At 47.2% G+C, this 25078-nt stretch carries 14 protein-coding genes; all 14 read right to left on the bottom strand.

The features are described 5' to 3' along the window. Positions 1–100 precede the first annotated feature (100 nt). The 14 genes from LDO05_RS18865 to LDO05_RS16625 all read right to left on the bottom strand — a co-directional run bounded on the left by LDO05_RS18865 (position 101) and on the right by LDO05_RS16625 (position 25031). A complete protein-coding gene (locus tag LDO05_RS18865) occupies positions 101–223 on the bottom strand; it encodes a hypothetical protein (protein WP_276575521.1) in 123 nt (40 codons plus the stop codon). Between the two features lie 780 nt (positions 224–1003). Beyond that, positions 1004–1423, bottom strand: a complete 420-nt coding sequence (locus tag LDO05_RS16565) for a hypothetical protein (protein WP_251376409.1) — start codon at positions 1421–1423, stop codon at positions 1004–1006. Positions 1424–1662: 239 nt separating this feature from the next. Then, positions 1663–2391: a response regulator gene (locus LDO05_RS16570; RefSeq protein ID WP_251376410.1), complete on the bottom strand. Its 729-nt coding sequence runs from the start codon at positions 2389–2391 to the stop codon at positions 1663–1665. A gap of 1 nt (position 2392) precedes the next feature. After that, positions 2393–3556, bottom strand: coding sequence for a sensor histidine kinase (locus LDO05_RS16575; RefSeq protein WP_251376411.1), 1164 nt, complete (start codon positions 3554–3556; stop codon positions 2393–2395). A 49-nt stretch (positions 3557–3605) separates the two neighbouring features. Next, complete coding sequence (locus LDO05_RS16580; RefSeq protein WP_251376412.1) at positions 3606–6308, bottom strand: stalk domain-containing protein; 2703 nt, start codon at positions 6306–6308, stop codon at positions 3606–3608. A gap of 279 nt (positions 6309–6587) precedes the next feature. Further along, entirely contained in the window at positions 6588–10244 is a 3657-nt protein-coding gene (locus tag LDO05_RS16585; protein WP_251376413.1) for a SwmB domain-containing protein, read from the bottom strand. Between the two features lie 276 nt (positions 10245–10520). Continuing rightward, positions 10521–11999 (bottom strand): S-layer homology domain-containing protein, encoded by a 1479-nt coding sequence (locus LDO05_RS16590; RefSeq protein ID WP_251376414.1) that lies wholly within the window; start codon positions 11997–11999, stop codon positions 10521–10523. 174 nt (positions 12000–12173) lie between these two features. Beyond that, positions 12174–13376 carry a methionine adenosyltransferase gene (gene metK, locus LDO05_RS16595; RefSeq protein WP_127198401.1) on the bottom strand — a complete coding sequence of 401 codons (1203 nt, stop codon included), beginning with the start codon at positions 13374–13376 and terminating at the stop codon, positions 12174–12176. Positions 13377–13576: 200 nt separating this feature from the next. Continuing rightward, positions 13577–13858, bottom strand: a complete 282-nt coding sequence (locus LDO05_RS16600) for an alpha/beta-type small acid-soluble spore protein (RefSeq protein ID WP_251376415.1) — start codon at positions 13856–13858, stop codon at positions 13577–13579. Positions 13859–13974: 116 nt separating this feature from the next. Then, positions 13975–14505, bottom strand: a complete 531-nt coding sequence (locus tag LDO05_RS16605) for a hypothetical protein (RefSeq protein ID WP_251376416.1) — start codon at positions 14503–14505, stop codon at positions 13975–13977. A 135-nt stretch (positions 14506–14640) separates the two neighbouring features. After that, entirely contained in the window at positions 14641–17280 is a 2640-nt protein-coding gene (locus tag LDO05_RS16610) for a DUF4832 domain-containing protein (RefSeq protein ID WP_251376417.1), read from the bottom strand. Positions 17281–17454: 174 nt separating this feature from the next. Continuing rightward, complete coding sequence (locus LDO05_RS16615) at positions 17455–20079, bottom strand: S-layer homology domain-containing protein (protein ID WP_251376418.1); 2625 nt, start codon at positions 20077–20079, stop codon at positions 17455–17457. Positions 20080–20580: 501 nt separating this feature from the next. Further along, a complete protein-coding gene (locus LDO05_RS16620; protein ID WP_251376419.1) occupies positions 20581–20922 on the bottom strand; it encodes a hypothetical protein in 342 nt (113 codons plus the stop codon). Positions 20923–21095: 173 nt separating this feature from the next. Further along, the gene (locus tag LDO05_RS16625) at positions 21096–25031 is read right to left on the bottom strand and encodes an S-layer homology domain-containing protein (protein WP_251376420.1); all 3936 of its coding nucleotides are present in this window, start codon (positions 25029–25031) and stop codon (positions 21096–21098) included. Between the last annotated feature and the right edge of the window lie 47 nt (positions 25032–25078).

Below are 25078 nucleotides of genomic sequence, written 5' to 3' on the forward strand. Positions count from 1 at the left end.
CCGTCCCTACCTCTATCTGTCCCTCGGCCTCTGCCCCAATCTCCGTTCCCACCTTCGTCTATCCCTCGGCCTCTGCCCCAATCTCCATCCCTACCTCTGTCTATTCCCCAGCTTCTAACCCGATCTCCATCCCCATCTCTATCCATCCCTCGGCTTCTATCCCGATCTCCATCCCCACCTCTATCTGTCCCCCGCTCTCCATCACAATCTCCGTCCCTACCACGGTCCCTCCGCTTATCCAGCTTCTCTCCCCCTACACCGCTCCCTTCCGACTCTGCACGATGCAGCCAAGCTGCCCACTTTGCGGACGTATAATTATCCATCTCCGGTCTACTGACCATTTCATCCCGTAAAGCCACAGCCTTACCAAGCGGGGTCTCGCGAGCAAGAAGCAACAGACTTCTCGCATCACTGTCGCCCCGGTGTATCCACCAGTGAAGATCGGCCTTGATATCCAGGCTTATGTAACACTCCCATCCTACTTGTCTGTGAACCACATATAGCGCAGCTTTCATCTTCTTCCCTCTCCCCTCCGAACCTTCCTACCAAATCCCAACTAACCGACCACTCTATGCAGCTGGCACCACGCAATGAGCTCCGTAGCAGCGCTCCAGGACTTGCGTAACAGTACTCTATAAGCTGCATAGCAGTGCTCCATAAGCTGCGTAGCAGTGCTCCATAAGCTGCGTAGCAGTGCTCCATAAGCTGCGTAGCAGTGCTTCATAACCTGCGTAGTACCACGCCATGACCTGCATAACACCACGCAATAAGCTGCATAGCAGCCCCCCCACCATACCTCCCAATACCCGAACGCCACCTTCCAGGTTCACGTCCCCTCAGGCAGAGGAACCTGCCTTTGCACGCAAAAAAGCACACTCCCGGCCGCAGCCTAATGAGTGTGCTTCACACTGAATTATCGTATATTGGAGCTTGAGCTTGGCGAAGGAAGCGCTCCGGTTGGAGGTATGCCAACGCTTTGTCAGCTCCGTGCTTTTGTAACCGTTCAGACATGGACATATGGGATTTTGGCCGCCTCCATAGGCACTCTCAGATCGATCAAGAGCGCGGTCTCTCCTTCAGCCGGAGCCGCTTGACGTCTGAGGTCCTCTTCACTCTGCTGTCCGGACAACCCGTACACCGAGAGCTCCAAATTCCCTGAATTCTTCATCCGCCGGGTTATGGCCAAGGTATCGTCTTCCGATCCCTCATCTAACACCGTAATCCGGCAGTCTCTCCCCCTCAGCCGGGCATACCAGGAGATTGCCCGAAGGTACCACTCCATCTGCTGCCCATGATTGCGGGTAACAAGAATATAATGCTCCCGATCAGGAGCTCCGGTTCTTCCCCGGACATATATTCTATGCATAAGATGCACCAGCACTGCGGCCAGACCATAGCACAAAAAGATCCATACAGGGACCACCCTGCTCACCTCCTTATAGCGACAATATATGCCGCCATAAGGCTGTCGGTTCCATAGCGTGCCAAGCAAATGCCCAGTTCCCCATCAATCCGGCTGCTACCTCGGTTCCCCTTGAATCGAAGGAAGAGGGAGAGACTGACTGACTTATAATTATTCACATAAGTTAATGCCCATCTTCACTAATCAACTCTGCTGGCGAATCAGCTTCCGCTGATCACCTTCTAGGATGCAGATATGTATTAGAGGGTTACCCACCCGTACTTGATGGCATTAATAACAGCCTGAGTCCGGTCGTCCACTTCCATCTTCTGCAGAATGCTGCTGACGTGGTTCTTAACCGTCTTCTCACTGATGAAGAGGAATTCCCCGATCATCTTGTTGCTGCGTCCTTCAGCCATCAGCCTAAGTACCTCAGCCTCGCGGCGGGTCAATGGATTGTCATCGCCGGCTACAAATTTCACGCCCGCTTCGCGAATCGCACCATCCTCGGCAATTGCTCCAGTCTCGTTCAAGTATTCCATCCGGCGAAGCTGATGAATCAGCTTGCCCGTCACCTTAGGGTGAATGAAGGCATGACCTTCAGCCACGGAACGGATCGCATTAATCAGCGATTCAGCCTCCATATCCTTCAGCAGATAACCCGTTGCTCCCTTGCGCAGGGTCTCAAATACATAACTCTCATCATCATGGATGGAGAGGATAATCACTTTAATATCCGGATGAGAGACGCGAAGCTTCTCTGTAGCATCCACGCCGTTCAGAAGCGGCATATTAATATCCATCAATACGATCTCCGGGCCGAAGCGCTGACAGCATTCCAGTACCTGGGAACCGTCGCTGCACTCGCCCACAACCTCTATATCTTCTTCCATATTCAGAATACGCTTGAGGCCCTCCCGAAACAGTTGGTGATCGTCAGCTAAGAGAACTTTAATTGGTCGTTTACTAGTGTAATTGTGGTTATCCATCCTATTGCTCCTTTCTCTTATCTACGTTAGTCGGGATATGAATAATGATTTTGGTACCTTGGTTCTCGGCGGATTCAATCTCCATTCTTCCATCCAGCAGTTCGACACGCTCACGCATGCCGATCAGCCCGAAGTGGGAATGTTCCTTGGTCTTCTGCTCCAGTGATTCTACTCTAAACCCAAGACCGTTATCCTGCACCATAATTTTGATCATTTGAGCCTGGTAAGTTATCTCAACCCCAACAAACGTAGGGTAAGCATGCTTTGCCGCATTGGTGAGGGCTTCCTGCACCAACCGGAATATTGCTGCCTCCATGGCGGAGGACAGGCGCTGCTCTTTCCCTCTGGTCTCGAAAGTTGCACGAATTTTCGATTTTTCTTCATAGTCATGAACGTATTTACGGAGAGTCGGAATCAGTCCAAGGTCGTCAAGTGCCATAGGCCGGAGATTGAAAATAACTTTGCGCATCTCTTCCAGGCTGGCCCGAACCTGACCCTTCAAGTCTACTATTTCTTCCTGGACCATCTTAAATTCCTGCTTCACAATCATTCTTTCAACAATTTCCGTCCTAAGAACTAGATTGGCCAGAAGCTGGGCAGGACCATCGTGAATCTCTCTTGAGATCCTTTTTCTCTCTTCTTCCTGGGCCAAAATAATCTTCAGGCCGATAATTTGACGATTCTTGGCGGATTCCAGAATGCGGGTGACTTGTCCGAGCTCACCGGACAGATACTCCAGAACTACTCCGATCTGACTACCTATGGTCTCGGCGCGTTCCACCGACTTTTCTATATTCCTCGCCCGTTTCTGAAGCTCGTCCCGCCGGGCTTTGAGATAGTTCTCCTTCTCACGGTAAATCATCAGATCCAGCTGAAGCTGTGTAGCCACTTCATAGGCCTGCTTGATGTCCTCTTCCTTGTACCGCACAAAATCCCGGCTGACTTCAGTCAGCCGGATTCGTGAACGACGATAATTGAGTTCAAGCTGATCAACCTTCTCTACGGTCTCAGCGGTCTCTTTCATAATCAATTGCACTTCGTTATTTAGCGTCTTCAGCTCTTGACGGGCTGAATCGAGTATTTCGAACATCTGGTGCTTGCTGTTCTCCATCACGTTGATAGCGTTCTTGATAACGCGGTCGATCGCGTCGGCTTGAAAATCCACTTGGGCAATTCTCCATTTCTTTCTTCCGTGATATGTCAAACCTATCATATCATGATTGGAGGGTAATCGACTTCGTTTTCTGTTCCCATTTTACAGCTATACCTAGCTGCTCGGAGACGAGTCTTAATGGGACTAAGGTCCTATTATTGATCAAAATCGGCGAAACCGCAACCTGTTTTCTTTTTCCATTCACAATAATGTCTCTGCTGCCAAGGGTTAAGTCGATCAATGTCCCGCCACGAAGTACGGTGATTCGCTGACTCGCTCCGTCCCAATTCGACTGTCCACCGAAATAATCAACGACATAACGAATCGGCACATAAGTGACATCGCCCTTAACAACCGGTGCCACATCTACAGCTATGTTCTTCCCGCCTGTCGCGATCGTCTTCTGCCCTACCGTCATAACAACTGTTGTGCTCTTCGAGCTTGCGGCCCCACTAAGGCTCGGTACGGAGAACTGAATATTGTCAAAAGCCACGCTCCCTGCAAGCGCACGTTCATCCTGACCCTCAGCCAGGTTGACCAGGTACAGGCGCTTCAGCTTGGCTGATGAGCCCAGCCCCAAGGAGGCAAGATCGATATTCAGGCTCTTCCAGCCTGTCCAGTCAACCTGCTTCGCCAAATCCGCATAGACCGCTTTGCCGCCAACTTCAAACTCCGCGCGCGCCCAGTTCAGACTGGAATCGCCCATGACATCGATGGACATCGAGGTTGGATTCGCCGGCACACTTCTGCCGGATGTTCCATTAAGCTGAGCGTAAGCATACTTGTTCCCCGTTCCTCCGGTCAGGTCATAATCCAGCTGAAGCACCTTGGAGCCTGCATGGTCGCCTGTTCCTTGTACAACCTGCGCTTTCCCTTTCGCTTCTGCCGGAAGTCCTGTGAACGCAACCGGGTAAGACACGTTCTCGAAATTCTCCCAAGCCTGCTGACCAGCCTGGCTGAGGACAATTACTGTACTGAAGCCGTCATATCTGGCGATGGCGTAGCCTACCTGGGCTCCCGGCTTGACAGATTGCACGGTTAACGTGCCGTCTTTCGCGCTGCCGCTGAAGCCGATAAATTCCCATTTGAGCGCTTCAGCAGGGACTCGTACCGAGCTGCCATTCTTAAGCTGGGCTGTTACGGAAATATTGGCAGTCGTACCCGCCGTCAGAGGCAAGGACTGTGTGCTGGCTGTGAGGCTGCTAAGGTCCGCTCCGCCGAGGACGTTGACCTTCATGCTGGTCTTGGCCGATCCGCTGATCGCTGTAATCTCCGCTGTTCCAGGCTTTGCTGCCTTGAAGCCTTGGCCTGTCCAGACCAGGCTGCCTGTGCTTGATTTCCAGCTCGCCTGAATCCCCGATGCATCCACAGGATTGTAGTACGTATCATAGCCTTTGAGCTTGTAAGCCGCTTCCTGACCGATAAGCAGCGAGCTGCTGCCACTTACCTTAAGGCCCTTCAGAGTACCTTGAGGCGCCTCGCTGTACACACCTAGACCACTCGCCACCAGGCGCTGGGTCGTTCCCCCGTTGGATGTGCCAGAGGTAAGCCCCACTTCGGTCTCGGCAAGCGGACGGCTCACCATAGTCGTCGAACCTCCCCCATCGAGGTTAAGGCCTTTCCACACGCCAATGCTGGTCATGAAGCCCTGAAGCTCGCTCAGCTTCATTCCGCTGCTGTTCTCGTTCTTCTGGGCCGTAATCAGGTAGGCGGTGCGTCCATCCTTGGAATATCCTACAGCCGTACGGGCAACCGGACTGCTGCCGCTGATTGAAGTAGTTGAACGGGTGAAGGAGGCGGCGGCCCCATTGCTTACGAGCAGGGTATGACCGCCAACCATCATGGCCTGGGCATTCGGATCCAGTGTCTTCCCTGTAGTCAAGGAGCGCAGCTGGTAATCCGCGTCAACCCGCTGACCTACCGTCAGGTGGGAGGTAATATAGCTCGCCGCGGTGCCGTGGGCACGCAGGATATAGGCTCCATCCGGGATCTCACCCGGAATAGCCGCACCCGGCGAGATCTGCTGTACCACATTGTTCTGGACAAGAACCTCGGTTGGGGTCGTAGAGCTGTCTTTTGGCCGATCCTTGGACTTCCAGGCACTTGTATAAATATACATAGCATTCACATGGCTGAAGCCCTTGTCCGGCTCTGTACGGTAGGCTTCCTTATTAATCCCGGCCAGCGGGAAGGTCGTCCCGTCTTGAGCGCGAATGCTGCCATCGAATGTATACTCATCAATCGTCGGGGTTCCACCCTTACTTACCGCAAAAGCATACATGCCCTGCAGATCAGACGGACTTGTAATCATCGTACCTTCCGATATGGAGGCGCCCATAGGGACCCCCTGACCGTTCACATTGAAGAAGTCGGCATTGACGCCGGCTACCGCGCCGGTCTCTTTGGCCATACCCTGCACGGACTGACGGGTGGTTACCTGTCCTCCTTTACCGGTCATAACATCCAGCTTGACATAAGGATTGGTTAAATCGACCTGAATCACGTCCGCGAGTACTTTGACCGCAGCTCCGGAACGATTGACAGCATATTGGTAATGGACCAGCTTCGCGCCCGATGTAATCATCTCTTCTCCCAGCTTCACGACTGAACTTGATGCCGCGTAGACACGTTCACCTGGAAGTGAGAGGGGACCCACACTTAGTACAGGCTGAATCCAGATCAGCCCCGCTAAAGTGATAATAGCCAGACGCTTCCCCCGGCTGACGACGAATCCTGCACGTTTCCCTTGATTTCTATCACTCATAATATAAAGCTACTCTCCCATCTTCATTACAAAATCTAGTTGTAGTACTTCTCGCATACTATTAATAGACTTCATTTAGGCGGAAAAGTTACGAAATATAGCGAATTTTCTCCAGCTGCATTTTTTTCCAGGAATTTGTTATTTTATTGAAATGGAGGGAATTCAAATAGAGGAGGTAGAGTGTGAAGCTATCGATCCTCACTCATACACTATGGTTGGCTGAATAGATAGAACAAGGGCGCCCTGCTGTAAAAAACAACAAAGCGCCCTTTGAATTTCTTATAAATACCCCAGCTTCGTAAGCACCCGCTTCAGCATAACCGCGGCTTGAGCCCGCGTAGCATTGCCTTTGGGCTCAAAGGTTGTCGTACTTGTACCCTGGATGATCCCTTCCTGGTAGGCCTTCGCCACGAAATCCTGGTAAGTGATCTTTTTGCTGTCCTTGAATACTCTCAGCGTCTGCGATGGCGTAGTACCGAGGATTACGTTATACCCGGTTGAACTCAGCGCACGAACCATCATGATGGCCATTTGTTCCCGTGTGATCGGGCTGCCTGGCTGGAACGTGCCGTCCGTGTTCCCCGTGATGATCCCCGCCTTAGCAGCAGCGTTAATATATGCGGCTGAAGATGACGCTGGAGACACATCACGGAATTGGCTGTTAGATGATACAACCGGAGTCAGGCCTAATCCCTTGGCAATATACACGGCGAATTCAGAACGGGTGATACTCTGATTGGGCTGAAATAGATTAGGACTACGACCGTCGATGATGAGTTTGCTTGCAAGTTCATTTACATCGTTACGGGCCCAGTGTGTGTTCAGATCCGAGAATAATGTAATACCTGTAGCAGGTCCTGCAACGATATTCGCTGGTATGGATGCTGTCAGAACAGTATAATTTCCCAATTTAGAAGTCTTTGAAGGAAGAAAAGAACCCGTTCGCGTATTGGCATCAAATTTCAGCATGCTCGTCTGAGCGGTTGGCGCATTCTTGCTTGTACGTAGAATCATTTTACCGTTAAGCGTCACAGCTTGATCCGCTGGCAGTGTTGAAGACATCACACTGATATAGGCTTCAACCGGATCTTCAACAGCCACGTAGGACACACCGGCTCCCGTACTTGATGATTGGCCCATTAACGACGTCTTGGATATCCGCTCCAGCTGTACAGTCAAATAGGATGACGACAAGGTGGAGCCCCCTGTTAGCCGGGAGATATCAACGAATGATATTTTGGCCAGAGGCACTTCATAGAGAACATCCCCATACCTAACCACAAAAGAGGGATTCCCGCCGCGTGTATAGGCCTCTAATAACGGCTGCAGCGGAATGGCTACCTTTGCTGCTCTCTCGGTAGAAGGCACTTCAAAACCTAGCGTGCGTTCGAGACCGGATGCTGCCAGATAGCTATAAGCTTCTGACATTTTGCTATTATCCAAGGTGTATCTCGAAATATCCTGTCCCATACGTGAGCGGTCAGTTAATCTGGCAGACGTAGTAGAGTTCATCATGAAAGCCGCTCTACCGAACTCACTAGACTGAAGCAGGGAGAGATAAGTTGGAAGACCTGTATGGATAGCCGCCGCATCGGTTATATTCTGCAAGCCCATACGGCTGAAGCTGGCAATCAGAGCATTGGAGCCGTCATATATCAATGTGCTGCCTTGAGCATAAGACAGGTCTACAATCTGCCCCGCCGTGACTGGTGAAGTAAGCTTAATAACCAGCGTGCTTCCATCCAGGACAACGGATTGAATACCCTTGGACAGCTGATCCGCTGTCACATAGAATTGGCTGGCCGCTATTGCGGATGAACTAGATCTAAGCGATCCATTATATACAAGAGTTACGGTGTCTCCCTTGACCGTAGCGGAGCGAATGCTTGGCCCTGTCGTTAGAGAACTGTTATTAACCCGCTCCTGGTTGAGATACCCCGCCAAGTTACCGTTCAGATCACTTATTCCATCTGTCGACGGAACATAAGAGACCGTCACATACTGCGATACACTAAATGAGGAAGCCAAGGTTAAGGTAACCTGATTGGAGTTAACCGCTATTGCAGTAACATAGACCGGCGCATTATTGACGAGAACCGAATATTGGCTTTTCATAGGAATCCCGTTAGGCTTAAGCGCTTCGTTATAAGTAAGAACCAGTGAGTTACCGGTTCCCTCAACCTTGGTAAATACAGGTGCCTTCGTATCATTCATATTCCGCACAAACATATTATTGAACGCAGGTATGTTCTGCCCTCTATAGTCCTGAACAGGATATGAACCCGGCGAATAGGATACCTTCACTACTTCTCCGCTTGCTATAGGGGTTGATAGATTAAGATATATCCGGTTCCCGCTCTGCGAAATACTGCTAATCCCCCGGAAGGCTCCATCCGAGCTCACTGAGAACTGGCCGGTCGCATAGCTGGATACGCTCTTGAGCGTGTCACGGAACGCCAGTACAACGGTGCTGCCGCTAGCATACCCATCCTCTGTCTGAGGCAGGGAGGAGTCCACTCCGTTGGCCACCTCGCGTAGAGAGAAGGCGGAAGCTGTATTTTGGTAAATATCTTGAATGGAGCTCCCCGCGCTGCCCGTGTAGCTGATTCGAACATTTTGGCCCAGAGAAACCCCTGTCTCCAAGACAACATGGACTGAATCTCCGCTCACATAAGCACTCGAGATTCGACGCGACTCCCCGTTCACATAGATCTGGAAACTCGACGGCTGCAGATTCACCGTGGAATCCAGCGTTTTGTTATACTGCAAGCGAATCGTTGTACTATTATACATTTGGGTACTTTGCAGAACCGGTGCCGTTGTGTCCTGCGCACCCGTAGTGAAGCCCCAGCTATAGTCCACACTGCTTGGGAATTGATTCTTGTCACTGTCGGTAAAAGCTCCTACAGGTACCGTTACGGTGTAACTTGTCCCTGAGAGCAATGAAGTCGGGGGCGTAACCGTAATCGTATTGGTGCCTCCGCCTGTTACACTCGATGAAGTCATGGCTATACTCTGTGCCGCTTGTCCAGACGGCTTAATCGTGATGAACCCCTGATCCGGATAGACCGGACGGCTGAAGGTTAATTTGAGACTGCTTGAAGCCGCTACATTGGATGTAAGATTGGCCGGACTTACAGAGACCAGCTGTACCGCCGTCCCCCGCACATTGAAGACCCATCCCTGAGCACTGGTAATTCCGGCAAAAGCCTGATCATCCTCGTCCAAGAACGCACCAGAATCAATGAGGACATAATAACGCTCTCCTTGGGTTAATCCCGTTACAGGGAAAGAAGCCGTGTCTCCCCCGCTCAGAGCTACCTGAGTTGAAGTCACGGGAAGGGACAACGCTGTTGTGTTGTCTGAAGCCCTTTTTACCGTAATATTGCCGCTCTTCCCCTTGGTAATCGGCTTGCTGAAAGTGACGCTAAGTGTCTGGGAAGTCCCATTCACTATAGCGTTATTCACTGGCGTAAATGTACTTGCAGTTGGCGGTACGCTTCCGCTTGTAAGTGTCTTAAAGGTATACGAATAGGCCGCAGAGGTATTCCCCGCTTCATCTGCAAAGGTACCTCCAGACAGACTCACCCTGTAGAAGCTGCCCGGCGTATAGGTAATACCGGAAGTATCAATATTCCGAATAGCACTATAAGCATCTACCACACTTGGCGTCACTGGTATCGTTCCTACCACCGTCGATGCCCCGGCGGGATCCTTGGTTACCGTAATCGTACCTGTACCCGCTTTCACTTTCCTGTCGAACTGCACCTTCAAATCTACCTTCGCCGGATCGATCCCCTTCGATCCGTTAGCCGGTGTGGCAACTACAGGAATAAGCGTTGGATCCTGCTGAATTGGCGCCGCACCGACAGCCGCTGCAGTCAACACATTGAACCCCATGACCAGTACCAACCATAAAGCAATTCTTCTCCTCACTCTAGTAACTTCTCCCTTCAAGTCAAGCTTATATATTTGAAATATGTATAATCTGCCCACAACCTAAGAACAGTCGTATACTTATTTTCGGCTTATATCCTGTAAATCTTTAGGTTCTTAAGGAGATTCTTTGAATTATCACATCAAGCAAACTACTTACCAATGTAAAAAAACCTCACTGTAAAGTGAGGCTTTTTTACTGAAGATTACGGTAGAGGACAACATTTGTATATACGAATTGCAAGTTATACTTACGTTGAAACTTAATAAACTTTCTTAAGGACTTGGTGTAACCGTCACATCAAATGACCCTACACAAGCTACTTTATTGCCCTTCTTAATTTTCACATTTATAGTTTCGGTAGTCTCTATATCAGTTGGCAAGCCTTCAGTCTTGATATAGAGCGCATATTGTCCGTCTGCTATATCATCTCCGGTTGTAACTTTAACTGTGCTAGGATTACTGGAAGACGAAGTCTCAATTATATAATCAGAGGTTAAGCCTATAATAAACTGACTCTTCCAATATCCTACGTCAACTGAAACATTCTCCAGAAAATCTAATTCATACGGTACGACATCTACGGCAAAGCTTCCTTGTTTAACTATGATTCCATCTTGGTTTTTAACAGCTACATTGATAGTTACTGAACCCTCTGCCAATGGGAATACATCAATTTGCCCAGGTAACGACTCATTCTCCTCAACAAATGCAACTTCTGTGTCAGTCGAACTCAATTCGAGTGTCTCGCCTTCACTTAATGTTACTTTATTGGTCTCGTTAGGATTATAGAGTGCTATAAGATTGCTATCCCCGGTAAGGTTACTAAATTCTAAAGTTTGCAGTACCGGCTCTGGGTCAGTAGTTGGATCCGGTGAAGGTGTCGGTGTTGGATCGGGTGTCGGCACTGGATTCGGTATTGGCACTGGATTCGGTATCGGTGTTGGATCCGGTATTGGCACTGGATTCGGTATCGGTGTTGGATCCGGTGTTGGCACTGGATTCGGTATTGGCGTTGAATCCGGTGTTGGTGTTGGATTTGGTGTTGGATTTGGTACCGATACTGGACTTGGTGTTGGGATTGGATCAGGTACCGGTGCTGGCACAGGCACTTGTTTCACCTCGTCTTTAACCTTAATAAAATTTGAAGCAACGGCTGCAACAGACTCACGACTAGCAGTTCCCCCTGGATTAAAGGTCCCATCCTCATTACCCTTGATTAACCCCTTCGCCAGTGCATAGCCTACGGCATCTTTTGCATAACTAGAGATTTTATTCGCATCTCTAAAGGTCAGTTTGTCCCCATAGCCCTGTGCGTCAACACCTAGACCTCTTACAAAGAGCGTTGCCATTTGCTCCCGGCTAAGGATATCCCCACCACCAAATATGTTGTATGTGTAGCCTTTAACCAGTCCTGACTTGGCCGCGGCTTCTACATAGGCAAAAGACCAATGATTTGCAGGCACATCTTTAAATGTAGGAGTACTAGGAATATTGCTCGTATCCAGTCCCATTGATTTAACAAGAATCTTCACAAATTCCTGTCTCGTTATCTGACCTCTCGGGTCAAACCCCTCTTGACTCTTACCGTTAATAATTCCTGACTGCACCAATTCCAATATAGCTTCTTTGGCAAAAGAATTATCAATATCTGTAAAACTTGATGATGCAGCTTCTGCTTTAGGTCCAACTGCAAAATTCAACAATAGTGCGGAACAAGCCAAAATTCCCGAATACTTCTGTAATCTGTTCATTTGTGTCCTCCAAGTAGATTCGTTAGATGCATATAATATAAACCCTACAAGTTATATATCGGGTATTTATGGATATTTTGAATAAAGGAGGTACTAAATTCCACTAGATATTTTCCCAACACAAAAAGCACTGAAGCCATAACAGCTCCAGTGCTCTGATATTACGTATTTGTCTTACAGACCCGCTTGCTCTTTAAGCAGCTCGGCCTTGTCCACACGTTCCCAAGGAAGATCCACATCGGTACGGCCAAAGTGACCGTAAGCTGCAGTCTGATGGTAGATTGGACGACGAAGGTCAAGCATACGGATGATTCCGGCAGGACGAAGGTCGAAGTTATTGCTTACGAGTTCAACCAGCTTCTCTTCGGACACTTTGCCAGTTCCGTATGTATCAACGTTAATGGATACTGGTGTAGCTACGCCAATCGCATATGCGAGCTGGATCTCCACTTTGTCAGCAAGGCCAGCGGCTACAAGGTTCTTCGCTACATAACGTGCTGCATAAGCTGCGGAACGGTCTACCTTAGTAGGATCCTTACCGGAGAATGCGCCGCCGCCATGACGCGCATAACCGCCATACGTATCTACGATGATCTTACGGCCCGTCAGACCCGCATCGCCTTGAGGTCCGCCGATAACGAAGCGGCCAGTAGGGTTGATGAAATATTTAGTATCTGCATCCAGAAGCTCAGCTGGAACTACAGGAAGGATAACCTTCTCTTTGATATCTGCTTGGATCTGTTCCAAAGTTGCTTCTTCAGCATGCTGTGTGGATACAACAATGGTATCGACACGGGTCGGCTTGCCGTCCACATACTCAATTGTAACTTGTGTCTTGCCGTCTGGACGAAGGTAGTCCAGTGTGCCGTCCTTACGTACTTCGGAGAGACGACGAGCGATACGGTGGGACAGAGCAATCGGAAGAGGCATAAGTTCAGGTGTCTCGTTCGTAGCAAATCCGAACATCAGACCTTGGTCCCCTGCACCAATGTTAGCTGTCTCCTTATCCACTTGGGCAGGATCGCGGTTCTCCAGTGCCGCATTCACGCCTTGGGCGATATCCGCGGACTGTTCATTTAGTGACGTCAGCACTGCGCAGGTATTATAGTCAAAACCATACTTCGCGCGGGTATAACCAATATCCTTGACGGTCTTACGTACGATAGACGGAATGTCTACGTATTCGGAACTCGTACTAATCTCACCAATTACGAGCACCAGGCCCGTCGCAACGGACACTTCGCAAGCAACACGAGCATTAGGGTCATTAGCCAGAAATGCGTCAAGTACCGCATCAGAGATCTGGTCACAAATCTTGTCCGGGTGTCCTTCGGTAACGGACTCGGAAGTAAACAAATGTCGCCCTTTAATGGACATGAATTCTCAACCTCCCATATGGATAGTGTGGCAATCGCCAACCGATCCTACACAAAAAATGAACCTTTTCCGCTCGGAAAAGGTCGAAGTACAAGCCTCAAAAGTCATATTAACGTATTTGCAACCCCCTGTCAATCAAGGGGAAGAGCATATTATTCCTTGTATCCGATTAATAATTGCAGAGTATCTGAAAGTGCTCTTTATAATGTAAAATGCTGCTCCGCATGTGCCACCAACCGCTTTGTAATCTCTCCGCCCACGGAACCATTCTCGCGTGAAGTCAGATGGCCCCAGCTGCTTGTCGTATGGCCATTACCGATGCTTCCAAGCTCTCCGGCGAACTCAGTATCGGCCGAGCCCATAGGTCCAGCACCATAACCTACCGGCAGACCGAACTCGGCTGCAATCTCATACTTCATTTGTCTTAGCGCTTCCCGGCTTTGCGGTACAATTTGACGATTGTTACGACTACCTCTTGCCATTAGAATACACCTCCTGAGTAAATTGTATACAGGATTAGTATCTCTGACTTGCACACTTGTAGCCGTACGAATGTTTGTTAACAGAAGTAATTATTGGAGTGCCGGCAGCACACCGATTACTTGATAACATAACCTCCGCGAACCATAACAGTCACGCTCATCTTTTGCCCATCAGCAACCTGAATACCCCGGCCTTCCCTTGGAAAAGATAACAGATGATTAGTTACAGCTGCTCCTCCATTCGCGACATCCTTGCCGTCGGTCAGATCCGCCACACCGTTGGCATCTGTACTATAGATAACGGCTTTGCCGCCGCGAACAATGAACTCGGCACCTGCTTTTGCGATCAAAGTCTGACCCGGCTTCAGAGTGACCACTTCAATTCCCTCACTAGCAGAGGATCCTCCCGTGGAAGTGCCTGTTCCGCTTCCCGTGCTTGGTGTTGTTGTCGAGCCGCCTCCAGATCCACTGCCAAGCACCTTCTGAATCTGCTGATCTACATAACTCTTCGTTACTACCGGATCATCTGCAGTACCTGGCTGGTTCGTTACTCCCGCACCCTCTGCTTGAAGGTTCAACAAGGACCCTGCTATCAATCCACCACCAATTAAAACGGCTGCCGCCGTGACTTTCCACATTCTGTTCATGAGCTGCCTCCTGCCATTTTGGAAATCTTCTATTCCTCTTAAGTTCATATCCTATATCTACTAATGATAGAGGTTTTACTAGGGAGAGACAAGCAAAATCCCCCAAGCGGGGGATTCGGAGCTTTTATCAACTTATTAATTGTACATACGTGAAGTATTGTAATACGCATTGTGGGTTGCCAGCATCACCTTCTGGCCTTGGAACACATCATAGACAGATAGAGAGTAGGCACCGTAACTCATTCCATCAAAAATTGCATCGTCCACAGTATATGCAAAACTGCCATTCTCACTAAGTTTCAATTCTGTCTCAGGTGCTACCTCTTTCTCAAATATACGACCGGTTGAATCTTTCAATTCAATTAGCAGTTTGTGTCCTAACTCCCCAACGTTGTAGCTTGTATTCTTGCTTAAAGTGTAATTCATATCCACATTCACTGTGGTAGAAGCAGTTAGATACACATCTAACTTATTGACACTCAAAGTATACGGGAACAGCTGAATATCCTTCAAGCCAGCTTTTAAGACAGTAGGTTGGAAATTAACCTCCATCTCAGCCGCATTAATATATCCAGTAGGATCTCCCTTTACTGGAGTAAGCTTGTTGTCGGTGATACCTTCACCTAGAATCAGCTTCATATCAGAGACACTATTTTTGCTAGGAATCTTCGTCCAGAAGGCAACGATACTTTTTTCCTGCGGTCCTGCAGGGGTCTCTATCTGAATAGCTTTAGCTTTATAGCTCTGGCCACTAGAAGCTTTGTAAAAACCGACCATCTGGGAGAGATCGATCTGGTGATCCTCCAAGTTTTTGACCTCAACTTCCGAATATACAATATCCGAAGAAGCCCCTGGGTATACAGCTGTCCTCAATACTTTGAATTCCTCTTTGCGTCCATTCGTTGATATTTGGTAAGCAGCGTCCTTATTAATTTTATTCAATCCCGGAAGAACACCAAAGTTAGAGAACTGGAACCAGGGTGAAGTAGTTGGGGATGCAGGATCGCCCGACTTCTCGAGCAGAGCAATCTGCAGCTGGGCGAAATTAAGATAAGACGGCACTTTCCCTACAATATATAAGTCCGTCGTCATTCCTACTCCAAGCAGACTCGCGCTTTGGGTACTTATCAGCTTCGTATCCGCACTCAATTTGGCGGAATCTACCGTGAGCTGTCCAGCCAGATCCGGCAAATTGATGGTCTTGCTCCCACGATTAGCAACGACAATCTTCGCTGTCACCAAGTCGCCATCCGTCCATGGTAATCGTTGAATATTCGACAAGGTTAGACCAACCAGGCCGTTATTTGTCTGCATGTACTGCTCTACTCCGGTAGTGTTTTCAAGGAGCTTGGCTTCTGGCAGGGCGAACACGCCTACCGGATAAGTGAACACCGGATCTTTACTTACACTTGGTGCCTGACCCGTTGCATCCTTAGGAATGTCCCCGGAGGATTGAGGAATATTAACGAATAATTGAAGTGAACTGTTCACCAGCTTGGACGGAACCGTAATATTCATTCTTATATTTTTCTCTTCTTGCGGCTTCAATGTCATGTTGTCTATCCCAGTTACGGTAAAAGGAATGGTATTCCCGCCTGCCGTATGCAGTACAAAATCATATTTTGGTACAGCAACGGTAGTTGTACCGACATTTCGGATAGCAAATTGAACAGCCAGATCGCTATCATCATAGCTTTGATTCACCCATGCTCCCTTAACGCTTGCAGCTATCTTGCCGGCGGGAAGAACAATTACTTTCTCCGCATAAGGCTTAACCGTAATTGATTGATTCTTAACAGCAGGCAGTTGAAGGGTTGCGAGCGGTAGACTCAGCTTGGTTGCTTCATCATCCTGAATAATTTGAAGCTCCAGATTCTTAAGAGACACACTCTTAGGAATGGACGCCATTAAATTCAACTTCTTCGTATCCTGAGGTTGAATTCGGTAATCTGTTCCCAAAGAATCGGCTGTTAACGGGTAGCTGGAACCACCGGCTGTCTTGACCACCATTTTCACCTTCGGGTCCTCAAACAATTTGTAGCCAATATTCTGTAGATCTACATTCACACCTACATAATTATAATCTCCTGATAAATAGCTTGTGACTTGGCTTATCTTCATCTTCACAGGTGCTTCATTAATCCGAAATGTCTTGGACTGACCGGCTGGTGTAGATATCAGATAGGATGCCGGTATCTTAAATGCGCCCAGGCTGCTCTCATAGTTAGGTTGGCTGAAATCCCACTTAACTATCTGAAAAGCAAAATCATTAATCTTAACATTTCTGCCAACCTTCACGATGTAGGTTAAGGCTGCTGTAGATCCGGGAGCCACACTTTTCTTGGCGGCATCGGCAGACTTAAGTGTTGCACTATACACAGAGCCGCCTGCTGAACGCACCCGGGTCCAGTAATCTGTCAGATCAAGGCTTTTGGAGTTACCGTTGTTAAAGCTAAGTGTATAAGTAAGAATGCTTCCCTCATCCTGTGCCAACAAATTTACCTCAGACAAGCGAACAGAGGCCTTACCGCCTAGCTTGATGGCTGGCAAAGCATTGATGGTATGAACGACAGGAGCGGACTTTTTCTTTGCGGGTTTTGCTTGGGTATTCTTTTTGGCTGCAATAGATGAAGAGGACTTAGAAATTGAGGTTGAAACTGTAGATTTAGTCGATGTGTTGGGTGCGGCTTCTACTAGCGGTCCTGTAGCTAGACCTCCGACAAGGAGACTCAAGCCTAATACAGTCGATGTAGTTGTATATGTAATCTTATTCAATTTAACTTCCTCCTATGGGAAAATTATGCTCTAACCTATAAACGTATAGATTTGGAGAAAGTTTCTATAATTATCTAATATAGTGTTATTGCTAATAGATATTATGCTTATTTCTATATAAATAGAAAAACCCTGATGAGATTACTCTCATCAGGGTTTTCGCTGTAGAAGTTATTACTTAACGTCTACGTTTACAGAAGTTGCTGCAACTGCAGTAGTTGCATCGTTAGCATCTGTCAGAACTTTGAACAAGATAGTACCCTTGTCTCCACGTGCTGTTGTTACAACGCTGGAGATTGTTGGTGTTGCAGTTGCAAGGTTACCTGTACCACCGGAAGCAATGCTCGCTACAAGTGTACCAAGTACGGAATCAGTTCCTGCATCATAAGCACCGTTACCGTTTGTATCCAGGTACAATTGAGCAGAAGCTACATTAAGGCGTACTTGATATTGGGAAGCTGTCTTCAAAGTAACACCGTTAACGATTGGATCAACAGAAATTTGCTCTGTTACGTTCAGAACATCTTTGTAAGATACAGTTTTGCCAATGTAATCAATTGTAGGAACAGACTTGAATTGTACAGATGCAATTGCAGGCGCGTTGTCCACTACAGTTACTGTTGCTTGGGCAACGAAGTTACCAGCAGCGTTCTTAAGAACGATTTGAGTTGTACCCGCTTTAATAGCAGTAACAACAAATGTTGTACCAGTTGGTGCAGCAGCAGTTGCAACTGAAGTGTTAGAAGAAGTTACTGTGTAGCCTGTCAAAGTCTCAGCAGTAGTTTTAACACCATTAGTAGTATAGTTATTCAGTGCGAAAGTAACAGTGTCGTCATCAGCTTTAGCCTTATCAAGTGTAAGGTCCGAGGACTCTCCACCAGAAATTTCAAGCTTCTGAGAAGCAACGTTGTTCACATCAGTTGCATTCACATAGAAGGAACCAACAATATTTCCATCTTTGTCTTTGAAGTACACAGTACCTGTGCCTGTTGCATTTGGAGTGAATGTCAATGTTTGAGTACCAATTTTGTTAGCTGTATCAGTTTCAACTTGAACTGCGCCAACAAATGCTGGAGTTACTTCATCAACTTGGTTACCTGCACCAGCACCAGTGACAAGCTTGAACGGATCGCCATATTGGTCTTTTGCAGTCAGCTTAACGCTTGTTGCAACACCTTTAACAGCATTTACAGAAACCGGATCTGCAGTGATAGATTTAACAGCACGTGCAGAGTTAGTTACTGTAACGTTCACAGTCTTAGTTACGTTACCACCAACAGTGATTGTAAGTGTAGCTGTACCAGCTGATTCTGCAGTCAAAACTTTGCCATTAACGGATACTACAGCAGGGTTAGAAGTAGTTACAGATACGCTGCCTGCAGGAGCGGATCCAACTACACCAGCAATTGTAGCTTTAACATTGTAGACTTGAGCTTTCTCACCAGCAACAAGCGTAGTGCTGTTCAGAAGGAAGTCATCGCCTGCAAGTGTGCCATTGTAGTTAGCAGAAGACTCATCAGTTTTATCAGCGCCAAAGCTGTAAAGAACTACATCACCAACTGCTGTAGCAGCTGTGCTCAAGTTAGCAACAGTGATCTTCTCAGATCCAGTTACAACTGTGCTTCCTTTAACGATTTGTACTTCGATGTTGTATTCGCCAGCCGGGATAGCTGTAGCAGAAAGCAATGCACCAGTATTGTTAGAGTTAGTAGCAGTCCCTGCACCGTTATCTAAGATATTAGCAACAGCACCATTTTTAGTTGCAACGAAAGTTACGCTGTAACCAGCAAGTGCCAGGTAATCTACATCAACAGGTGTAGATTGACCGTTGATTGTGAATTTAACTTTTTGACCTTTAAGTTGTTGGTCATAAGCAGCTTTTTGAACTTGTACGGAGTTAACTACAACACCGTTAGTTACTTTGTACTCAGTAGCTTTACCATCAAGTGTTACAACTACAGTGGACTCTGCGTTAGGAAGCAGGTTGCTTGCAAGTGTAACAGTTGCAGTCTTACCGTCAGCAGATGCAGAGATTGCTGTAGCAGCTACGCCGCCAACAGTAACTTGTGCTGCAGTCAGCTTGCCAAGACCAGTACCAGTAACAGTCAATGTATTAGGGCTAGCAACAGATACGCCAGTTACAGTTGCCAATGTGTTCTTTTGATCTACTACATAAGCGGCTACAACTACTTGGGAACGAGTTGCTGCTGCTTGGAAGTTAGTGGACTTCTCAAGAAGGCCAGCGTTGATTGCTGCTTGGACATAACCTTTAGCCCATGCAGTTGCACTGTTGTCGATGCCAGTAGTAGGAACTTCAAGTTTCAAAGCGCGAACCAAGACAGTTGCCAATTCTTCTGCAGTAACGTTGCCGTTAAAGTCGAAGATTTTCTTAGCAGTGTCTTTACCTTGCATGATACCCGCAGCAGTTACTGCTTCGATGTAAGGAGCTGCCCAGTTCTTAGCGTTGTAGTTCTTATCTTTGTAAGAGAATACGCCAGTAACTTCTTTAAGACCAAGAGTCTTAACGATTACTTTAGCAAGCTCTCCACGAGTAACTGTTTTCTCCAGGTGAGCGGAACCATCTGGATAACCATTAAGAATACCTTTTGCGCTTAGAGCGTCAAATTGTTGTTGCGGTGTAAGTGTAGATTCAGCACCGAATGCTACAGATGCAAACATGGAGAATGCCATTGCTGTAGAGAGTGCTACGGATAAAATTTTCTTCATAACCTTTTTGTCTCCTCCTTGAATATCTTTCATATAAGAGTTTTCTTTAAATGTATAGCTCGTGTTACTCATTAGCCGATACACCCCCTTTCCCGAGTTGAGCGAATTACTATAAATTATGTCTGTGAACGGTGCCACAGAAACTTGTAAACTTTGGCACAGGTAGAAATAGAGTAGTTACCCAATCCTACTTTGACATTATACAATGGGTCTCTAGAGGCGTAAAGAACATTTTTCTAGTTAATAGACAAGTTTCCCTACGAGGGACATATTGGATTGTCTAAAATTGCTCACCATTGTTCGTGTTCTACATCTTAAACGCAAGTAATCTCAAAAAGTTGCGGGTTGCGAAAAAAAATTAAAGTATTGTTAACACTTACTATTCGCATCCTTTAATTCAACTTTCTTACAGCAATGGGTCTTAACGGTTATTAGTATACCATGGGGTATTATACCAGTCATTAAGCAACTTTTCCCAATCTAATACCCTAAATAGTTCCACTCTAAACACATAAAAAAGACGCCCATGACACTGGACGTCTCTACTATATATATTACAAATAAATCGGATTATTACCTTACTTTCATAGCTAGTTCAATAATGCGTGCACGCATCTGTGGATCGGAATTCAAATTCGCGTACATGTTCTCGATCGGCTGCTTGTTATCCTTGTAAGACTTCTCATGCTTCATCGTGGCATGTGACCAGTCAATTAGAGCATTCTCGGCAACGGTGAGCTCATTGAACGCATCATGAAAGCCTGTCTCTACTACAAGCCCTTCCATAACCTCTTGAGTAATCTCTTGCAATTTCTGAGTCTCTTCGATCTTCTTCTCTAACACTTTCGCTCTATCCTCAAATTTCGTCTTTGCTTTCATATAATCCAATTGAGCTTTTGATAATAACGGTTTCATGTGCATATTCACCCTTTTGCAAAAAATGTCTATTACTCTGTTATTGTATCCTAATCTCTGTATAATTACAAAAAGATGTAATTGGTAATTACAGATTGTCCCTATTTGTACTGGATATACAATAGAATACCCGCCTGTAAGCTCGCGCTCACAAACGGGTATCCAAGTTCATACTAGCTCAAGTTCTTAGGGAAGATCTTGGTGCTCTTCAGAAGCAGTGCAACTGCGATCTTACCGGCTTCAGCACGAGTAAGTGTACCCTTAGGGTTGAACGCATAAGTTGGTTTCTTCTGCCCGGCAACCGTCTGAGGGTTACCGCTCATAATCTTTGCTTTGCTTACCGCATCAATGGATGGCATAGAGTAGCTATCCATGGTGCCTGAATCTGTGAAGGCTTTGGCAAGTGTCGCCTTTAGCTTGGTGTCATTCGTAGCTGTCTTCAGCTTCAAGGCTCTTGCAATCATCACTGCAGCCTGCTCTCTGGTCAACGGCTGGTCTGGACCGAAGAATCCATCGCTAAGTCCTGTAACGATACCCGCTCTAGCTGCTGTCTCCAGATGTTCGAAGTCCCACGTTGGCGCTTTGACCGTAGGCTTGATATCGAAGAACGTCTGTTGATTATTATCATAGTTCAGCGGGAGGTTAAGCCCTTTGACAATCAGAGTCGCGAATTCGCCGCGAGTTGTGCGGTCATCGGCCCCGAAGGCGTCCGAGCGCAGGTTGTTCATAATTCCTTTGGCATAGAGTCCGTTCAGGTAGTTCCTTGCCCAAGGATGATTCGTGATGTCGTTGTAACCCAGACGAAGCTTCATAACTGTATAGTAGCCGAACTCGTCGAAAGGTACGGAGATAGTATGAGATTTCATGTCTACTTCCCCGCCAATGTTCTCCCATACACCTTGATCCGTATAACGGAAGGCTGTAATGGTCGATCCCACTTCATCAACAATGCTCTTGTTGAAGCCAATTTTCATCGTTCCACGGTTGGAAGGCACAATTTTGCGCTCAGCTTCGAATTTGGTGAACTGACCTTCCAACGAGTAAGGAGCCACACCATTCGTCGCTGGCTTGTAGCCGGAGCTTCCCAAGTCACCCTTCTCTCCTACACCACCACTAACCCAGAAAATATCGGATACACGGCTGAAGTTGCTTGTGTTGGCATTGGATGTGAATTTAAGCAGCAGCAGATCATCGAGTGCTACGCTAGGGAATCCACTCACAACTCCGGTGTTAGGAATACCCAGCAGATTACCGTAATCGTTACGCCGCTCGACAACGCCATCCTTCGGATCGGCGATACCAAATAACAGCTTGGTGTTCGGATAGAACTTGGTTACGCTATTCCCGTCGGGACTAGCTGTCTTCATAAGAGTTCCCTTAGGGAACGATAGTTCTAACGACTTGTTAAATACACTGTACTTCGTAGCTACTTTCTCGGCCATGAACTGAGAATCCACGGCAACTGTACCTGTATAGTACACGGTGATCGTATCGTTAAGGGTAACACCGTTGCGAACGATCTGGATCTTGATGGTTGTGGCTTTATCTGGCTTGAGCCCTACATAGTCATACAAGAAGCGGTTCCCTGTGCCCAGATCAGGACGCTTAGTCGCTTCCTCTTTACCGATAATGACTTTTGTAGCTCCTTCTGCTTCAATATCGAAATGAACGAAGTTCTTGTTAACAATATACTGCTTGCCGACAGTTGGCTGCGGAGCAAGGATCCGATAAGGAGATACTTCCCGGACTACCTCAAGACGCTGGTTAGCACGTGCTCCTGTAGCGTTAATCATCTCCAGATTGTATACATGGCTGCCTGGAGCATCGAAGGCGATATTACGGATACGAAGAATAAAGTCATCTTTATTACCCGAGAAATCGTAAGTGTAAGTAGTGCCTTTGTAAGAGAACGTTCCTGGTGCTTTCAAGATTTTAGGATCACCGAGGAGGCTATCTGTGCTGGAGCTGAAGAATAAGTCTGTTCCCAGATTCAGGTTCAGGACTGTAGCTCCGCTTCCTCTTAGCACTAAGTCATACTTCTGCTGAGTTGTTGTGTACTTTCCATCTGCAAACACAAATTCAGGAGAAGGTGCTAGGATATTGGCAATATCATTGTCCCCAGCTACATCCTTGGTGAACGGTGTCCGTGTATCCAAGGCTGCATTCGGAAGGAATGAATCAATTTTAGAAATATTTTTATCAATAATGTAAATATGCAGTTCCTTAGTGATAACCCGTTTATTACCTGCTCCATCCATAGATGTGCCTGAGAATACAATCTTGTTGTCCCCATAGAAGAGCGGTCCTGAAGCGGTAATGTTAAGATTCAGAGCAAACGATGGAGTTGTTCCGGTTACGCCTAGAACTGTGTCATCCCCATCTACTCCAGCGTTAAGGGTCGTACCCGCTATCCCGTTCACAAAATATTCAGCATTGGAAATATTCTCGAACCCGAGATATTTACCGCTGATTGGAAGCCGGTTCGTGGTGCGGGAGTCGAATTCGAAAGTCTGTCCATCTGTCAGGTTATCGATATAGATATAATTCTTGGATACATAGGAGATGTCTGCGTTATACCATGAACTGGATCCAGAATACTGGAAACGAACCTTCTGCTGTCCATTAGAGAAGCCTGTTACATGGTAGACCTCTTGATTGACTGGCAATCCAGTTACGCTAACTTTGCTTAAAGTTACCGCTTTGGTTCCAAGCGGAAGATAATTCGCTATGAGTGCTTGAGAAGGAACCGTATTAGACTCAACCAGGATGTAGAAGTCCTGGGAGTCCACATTGGCCCCATTCAGCGGAAGCTTAGTTGCCTTGGTAATGTCATCCCCGACTTTGAACTTCTCCAGATATTTCATATCGGTAATAACCGTATCGCCAGGCAAGTAGCGGAACGAAGCAGGGTAAGCGGCAGTAAGTGTGCCGTAAGTTACAGCAATCGTTGCCTTCTGCTCAGTCAGCACCTTGGCTGGTGAACCAGAATCGGTCTGAAGATTATACGGAACATTGGTTCTGAACTTAACAAGTCGATACGCTGGAGTAATTCCATCGGGACCTGGAATGATCTTCTCATCACTTGCCGTACCGATAGACCCGTCATCCTTCAATATATCGAAGGACAGTTGGCTGCCTCCGTTAACTGTAATTATCCCTTTATCTTTGAAGCTATCCGATACATAAGGCACCAGGACTTCCCCTGTAATGTAGCCGCTCGTAATATTAGAATCCTTAGTGAACGTTGGCTTATTATCGAGAATCGGTAATGTCTCTGTTCCTACAGTTGCCTGCAGACCCGTGAATGGCTGGATCTTGTCAAAGAAATATACCGTACGGGCTATAGCCACGGCATCGGATCCGTTCTGAATGGATACCTTCAGATCATTCTGCCCAGACTTAAGATTAAGTGTTGGAGAGAAGAAAGTGCCATCCTGAAGAACTGTAGCTACAAGCGCTGTTCCACCGTTAACAGACACGGTTACTTTATTTGTATTCTGTGCTACCCCTTGCAGGGTAACCGTCTTACTATCCACAACAACCTGTGTACCTTCATTCAGAAGGATTGCCCCCTGGCTGCTGCCGTAAATCTTCAAGGAATCCACGTAAGGCACTTTATCATAGAGAACGTAGAAGATATCAGAACGCTCGATGCTTCCTTGCATCCCTGTGAAGGTAATTTTGTTAAAGCCTGCGAAGAGTCCCAAATTAGTTGCAGTGAACTTCTGAAGATTCACCGGATCTGCAGTAACAGAACTTGTTGTAAAATGTGTACCATCCGGTACCCAGCGTACACCGTTCCCAACTACTGGCTCGGACACTAGCTGCTCGACCTTGACCTTCATTGTATCTTTAGCGACATATGAGAACGTACCGCCAATCGTGAGCGCTGAGTTATTGGTTGCATATACGTTGCTCCGGTTAATCTGCTGAGCTCCTGGTTCAGTTGTGAGCAAAGCGGTTTGACGTATGCCGGTCGAATCCGGAATGAAATAAGTAGCCGCCGAAGAGGTAGCTGCTGTTGCTATCCCGGTCAATCCCACCGGTATCAAAGAAACTATCATTGTCAACAACATAAGCCATACTAACGGCTTCTTAACGCGCTGCATGTATGAATCTCTCCTTTTTGAAGTCAGTTATCTTATTTATCGGACAA

The organism is Paenibacillus sp. YPG26 (assembly GCF_023704175.1).
In the GTDB taxonomy this organism is placed as follows: domain Bacteria; phylum Bacillota; class Bacilli; order Paenibacillales; family Paenibacillaceae; genus Fontibacillus.

What these genes read in the sequence shown, in the direction of transcription:
- LDO05_RS16570 (WP_251376410.1), bottom strand. Translation starts at nt 2,391, where the DNA reads ATGGATAACCACAATTACACTAGTAAACGACCAATTAAAGTTCTCTTA.
- LDO05_RS16580 (WP_251376412.1), bottom strand. Translation starts at nt 6,308, where the DNA reads ATGAGTGATAGAAATCAAGGGAAACGTGCAGGATTCGTCGTCAGCCGG.
- LDO05_RS16590 (WP_251376414.1), bottom strand. Translation starts at nt 11,999, where the DNA reads ATGAACAGATTACAGAAGTATTCGGGAATTTTGGCTTGTTCCGCACTA.
- metK (WP_127198401.1), bottom strand. Translation starts at nt 13,376, where the DNA reads ATGTCCATTAAAGGGCGACATTTGTTTACTTCCGAGTCCGTTACCGAA.
- LDO05_RS16600 (WP_251376415.1), bottom strand. Translation starts at nt 13,858, where the DNA reads ATGGCAAGAGGTAGTCGTAACAATCGTCAAATTGTACCGCAAAGCCGG.
- LDO05_RS16605 (WP_251376416.1), bottom strand. Translation starts at nt 14,505, where the DNA reads ATGAACAGAATGTGGAAAGTCACGGCGGCAGCCGTTTTAATTGGTGGT.
- LDO05_RS16615 (WP_251376418.1), bottom strand. Translation starts at nt 20,079, where the DNA reads ATGAGTAACACGAGCTATACATTTAAAGAAAACTCTTATATGAAAGAT.
- LDO05_RS16620 (WP_251376419.1), bottom strand. Translation starts at nt 20,922, where the DNA reads ATGAAACCGTTATTATCAAAAGCTCAATTGGATTATATGAAAGCAAAG.
- LDO05_RS16625 (WP_251376420.1), bottom strand. Translation starts at nt 25,031, where the DNA reads ATGCAGCGCGTTAAGAAGCCGTTAGTATGGCTTATGTTGTTGACAATG.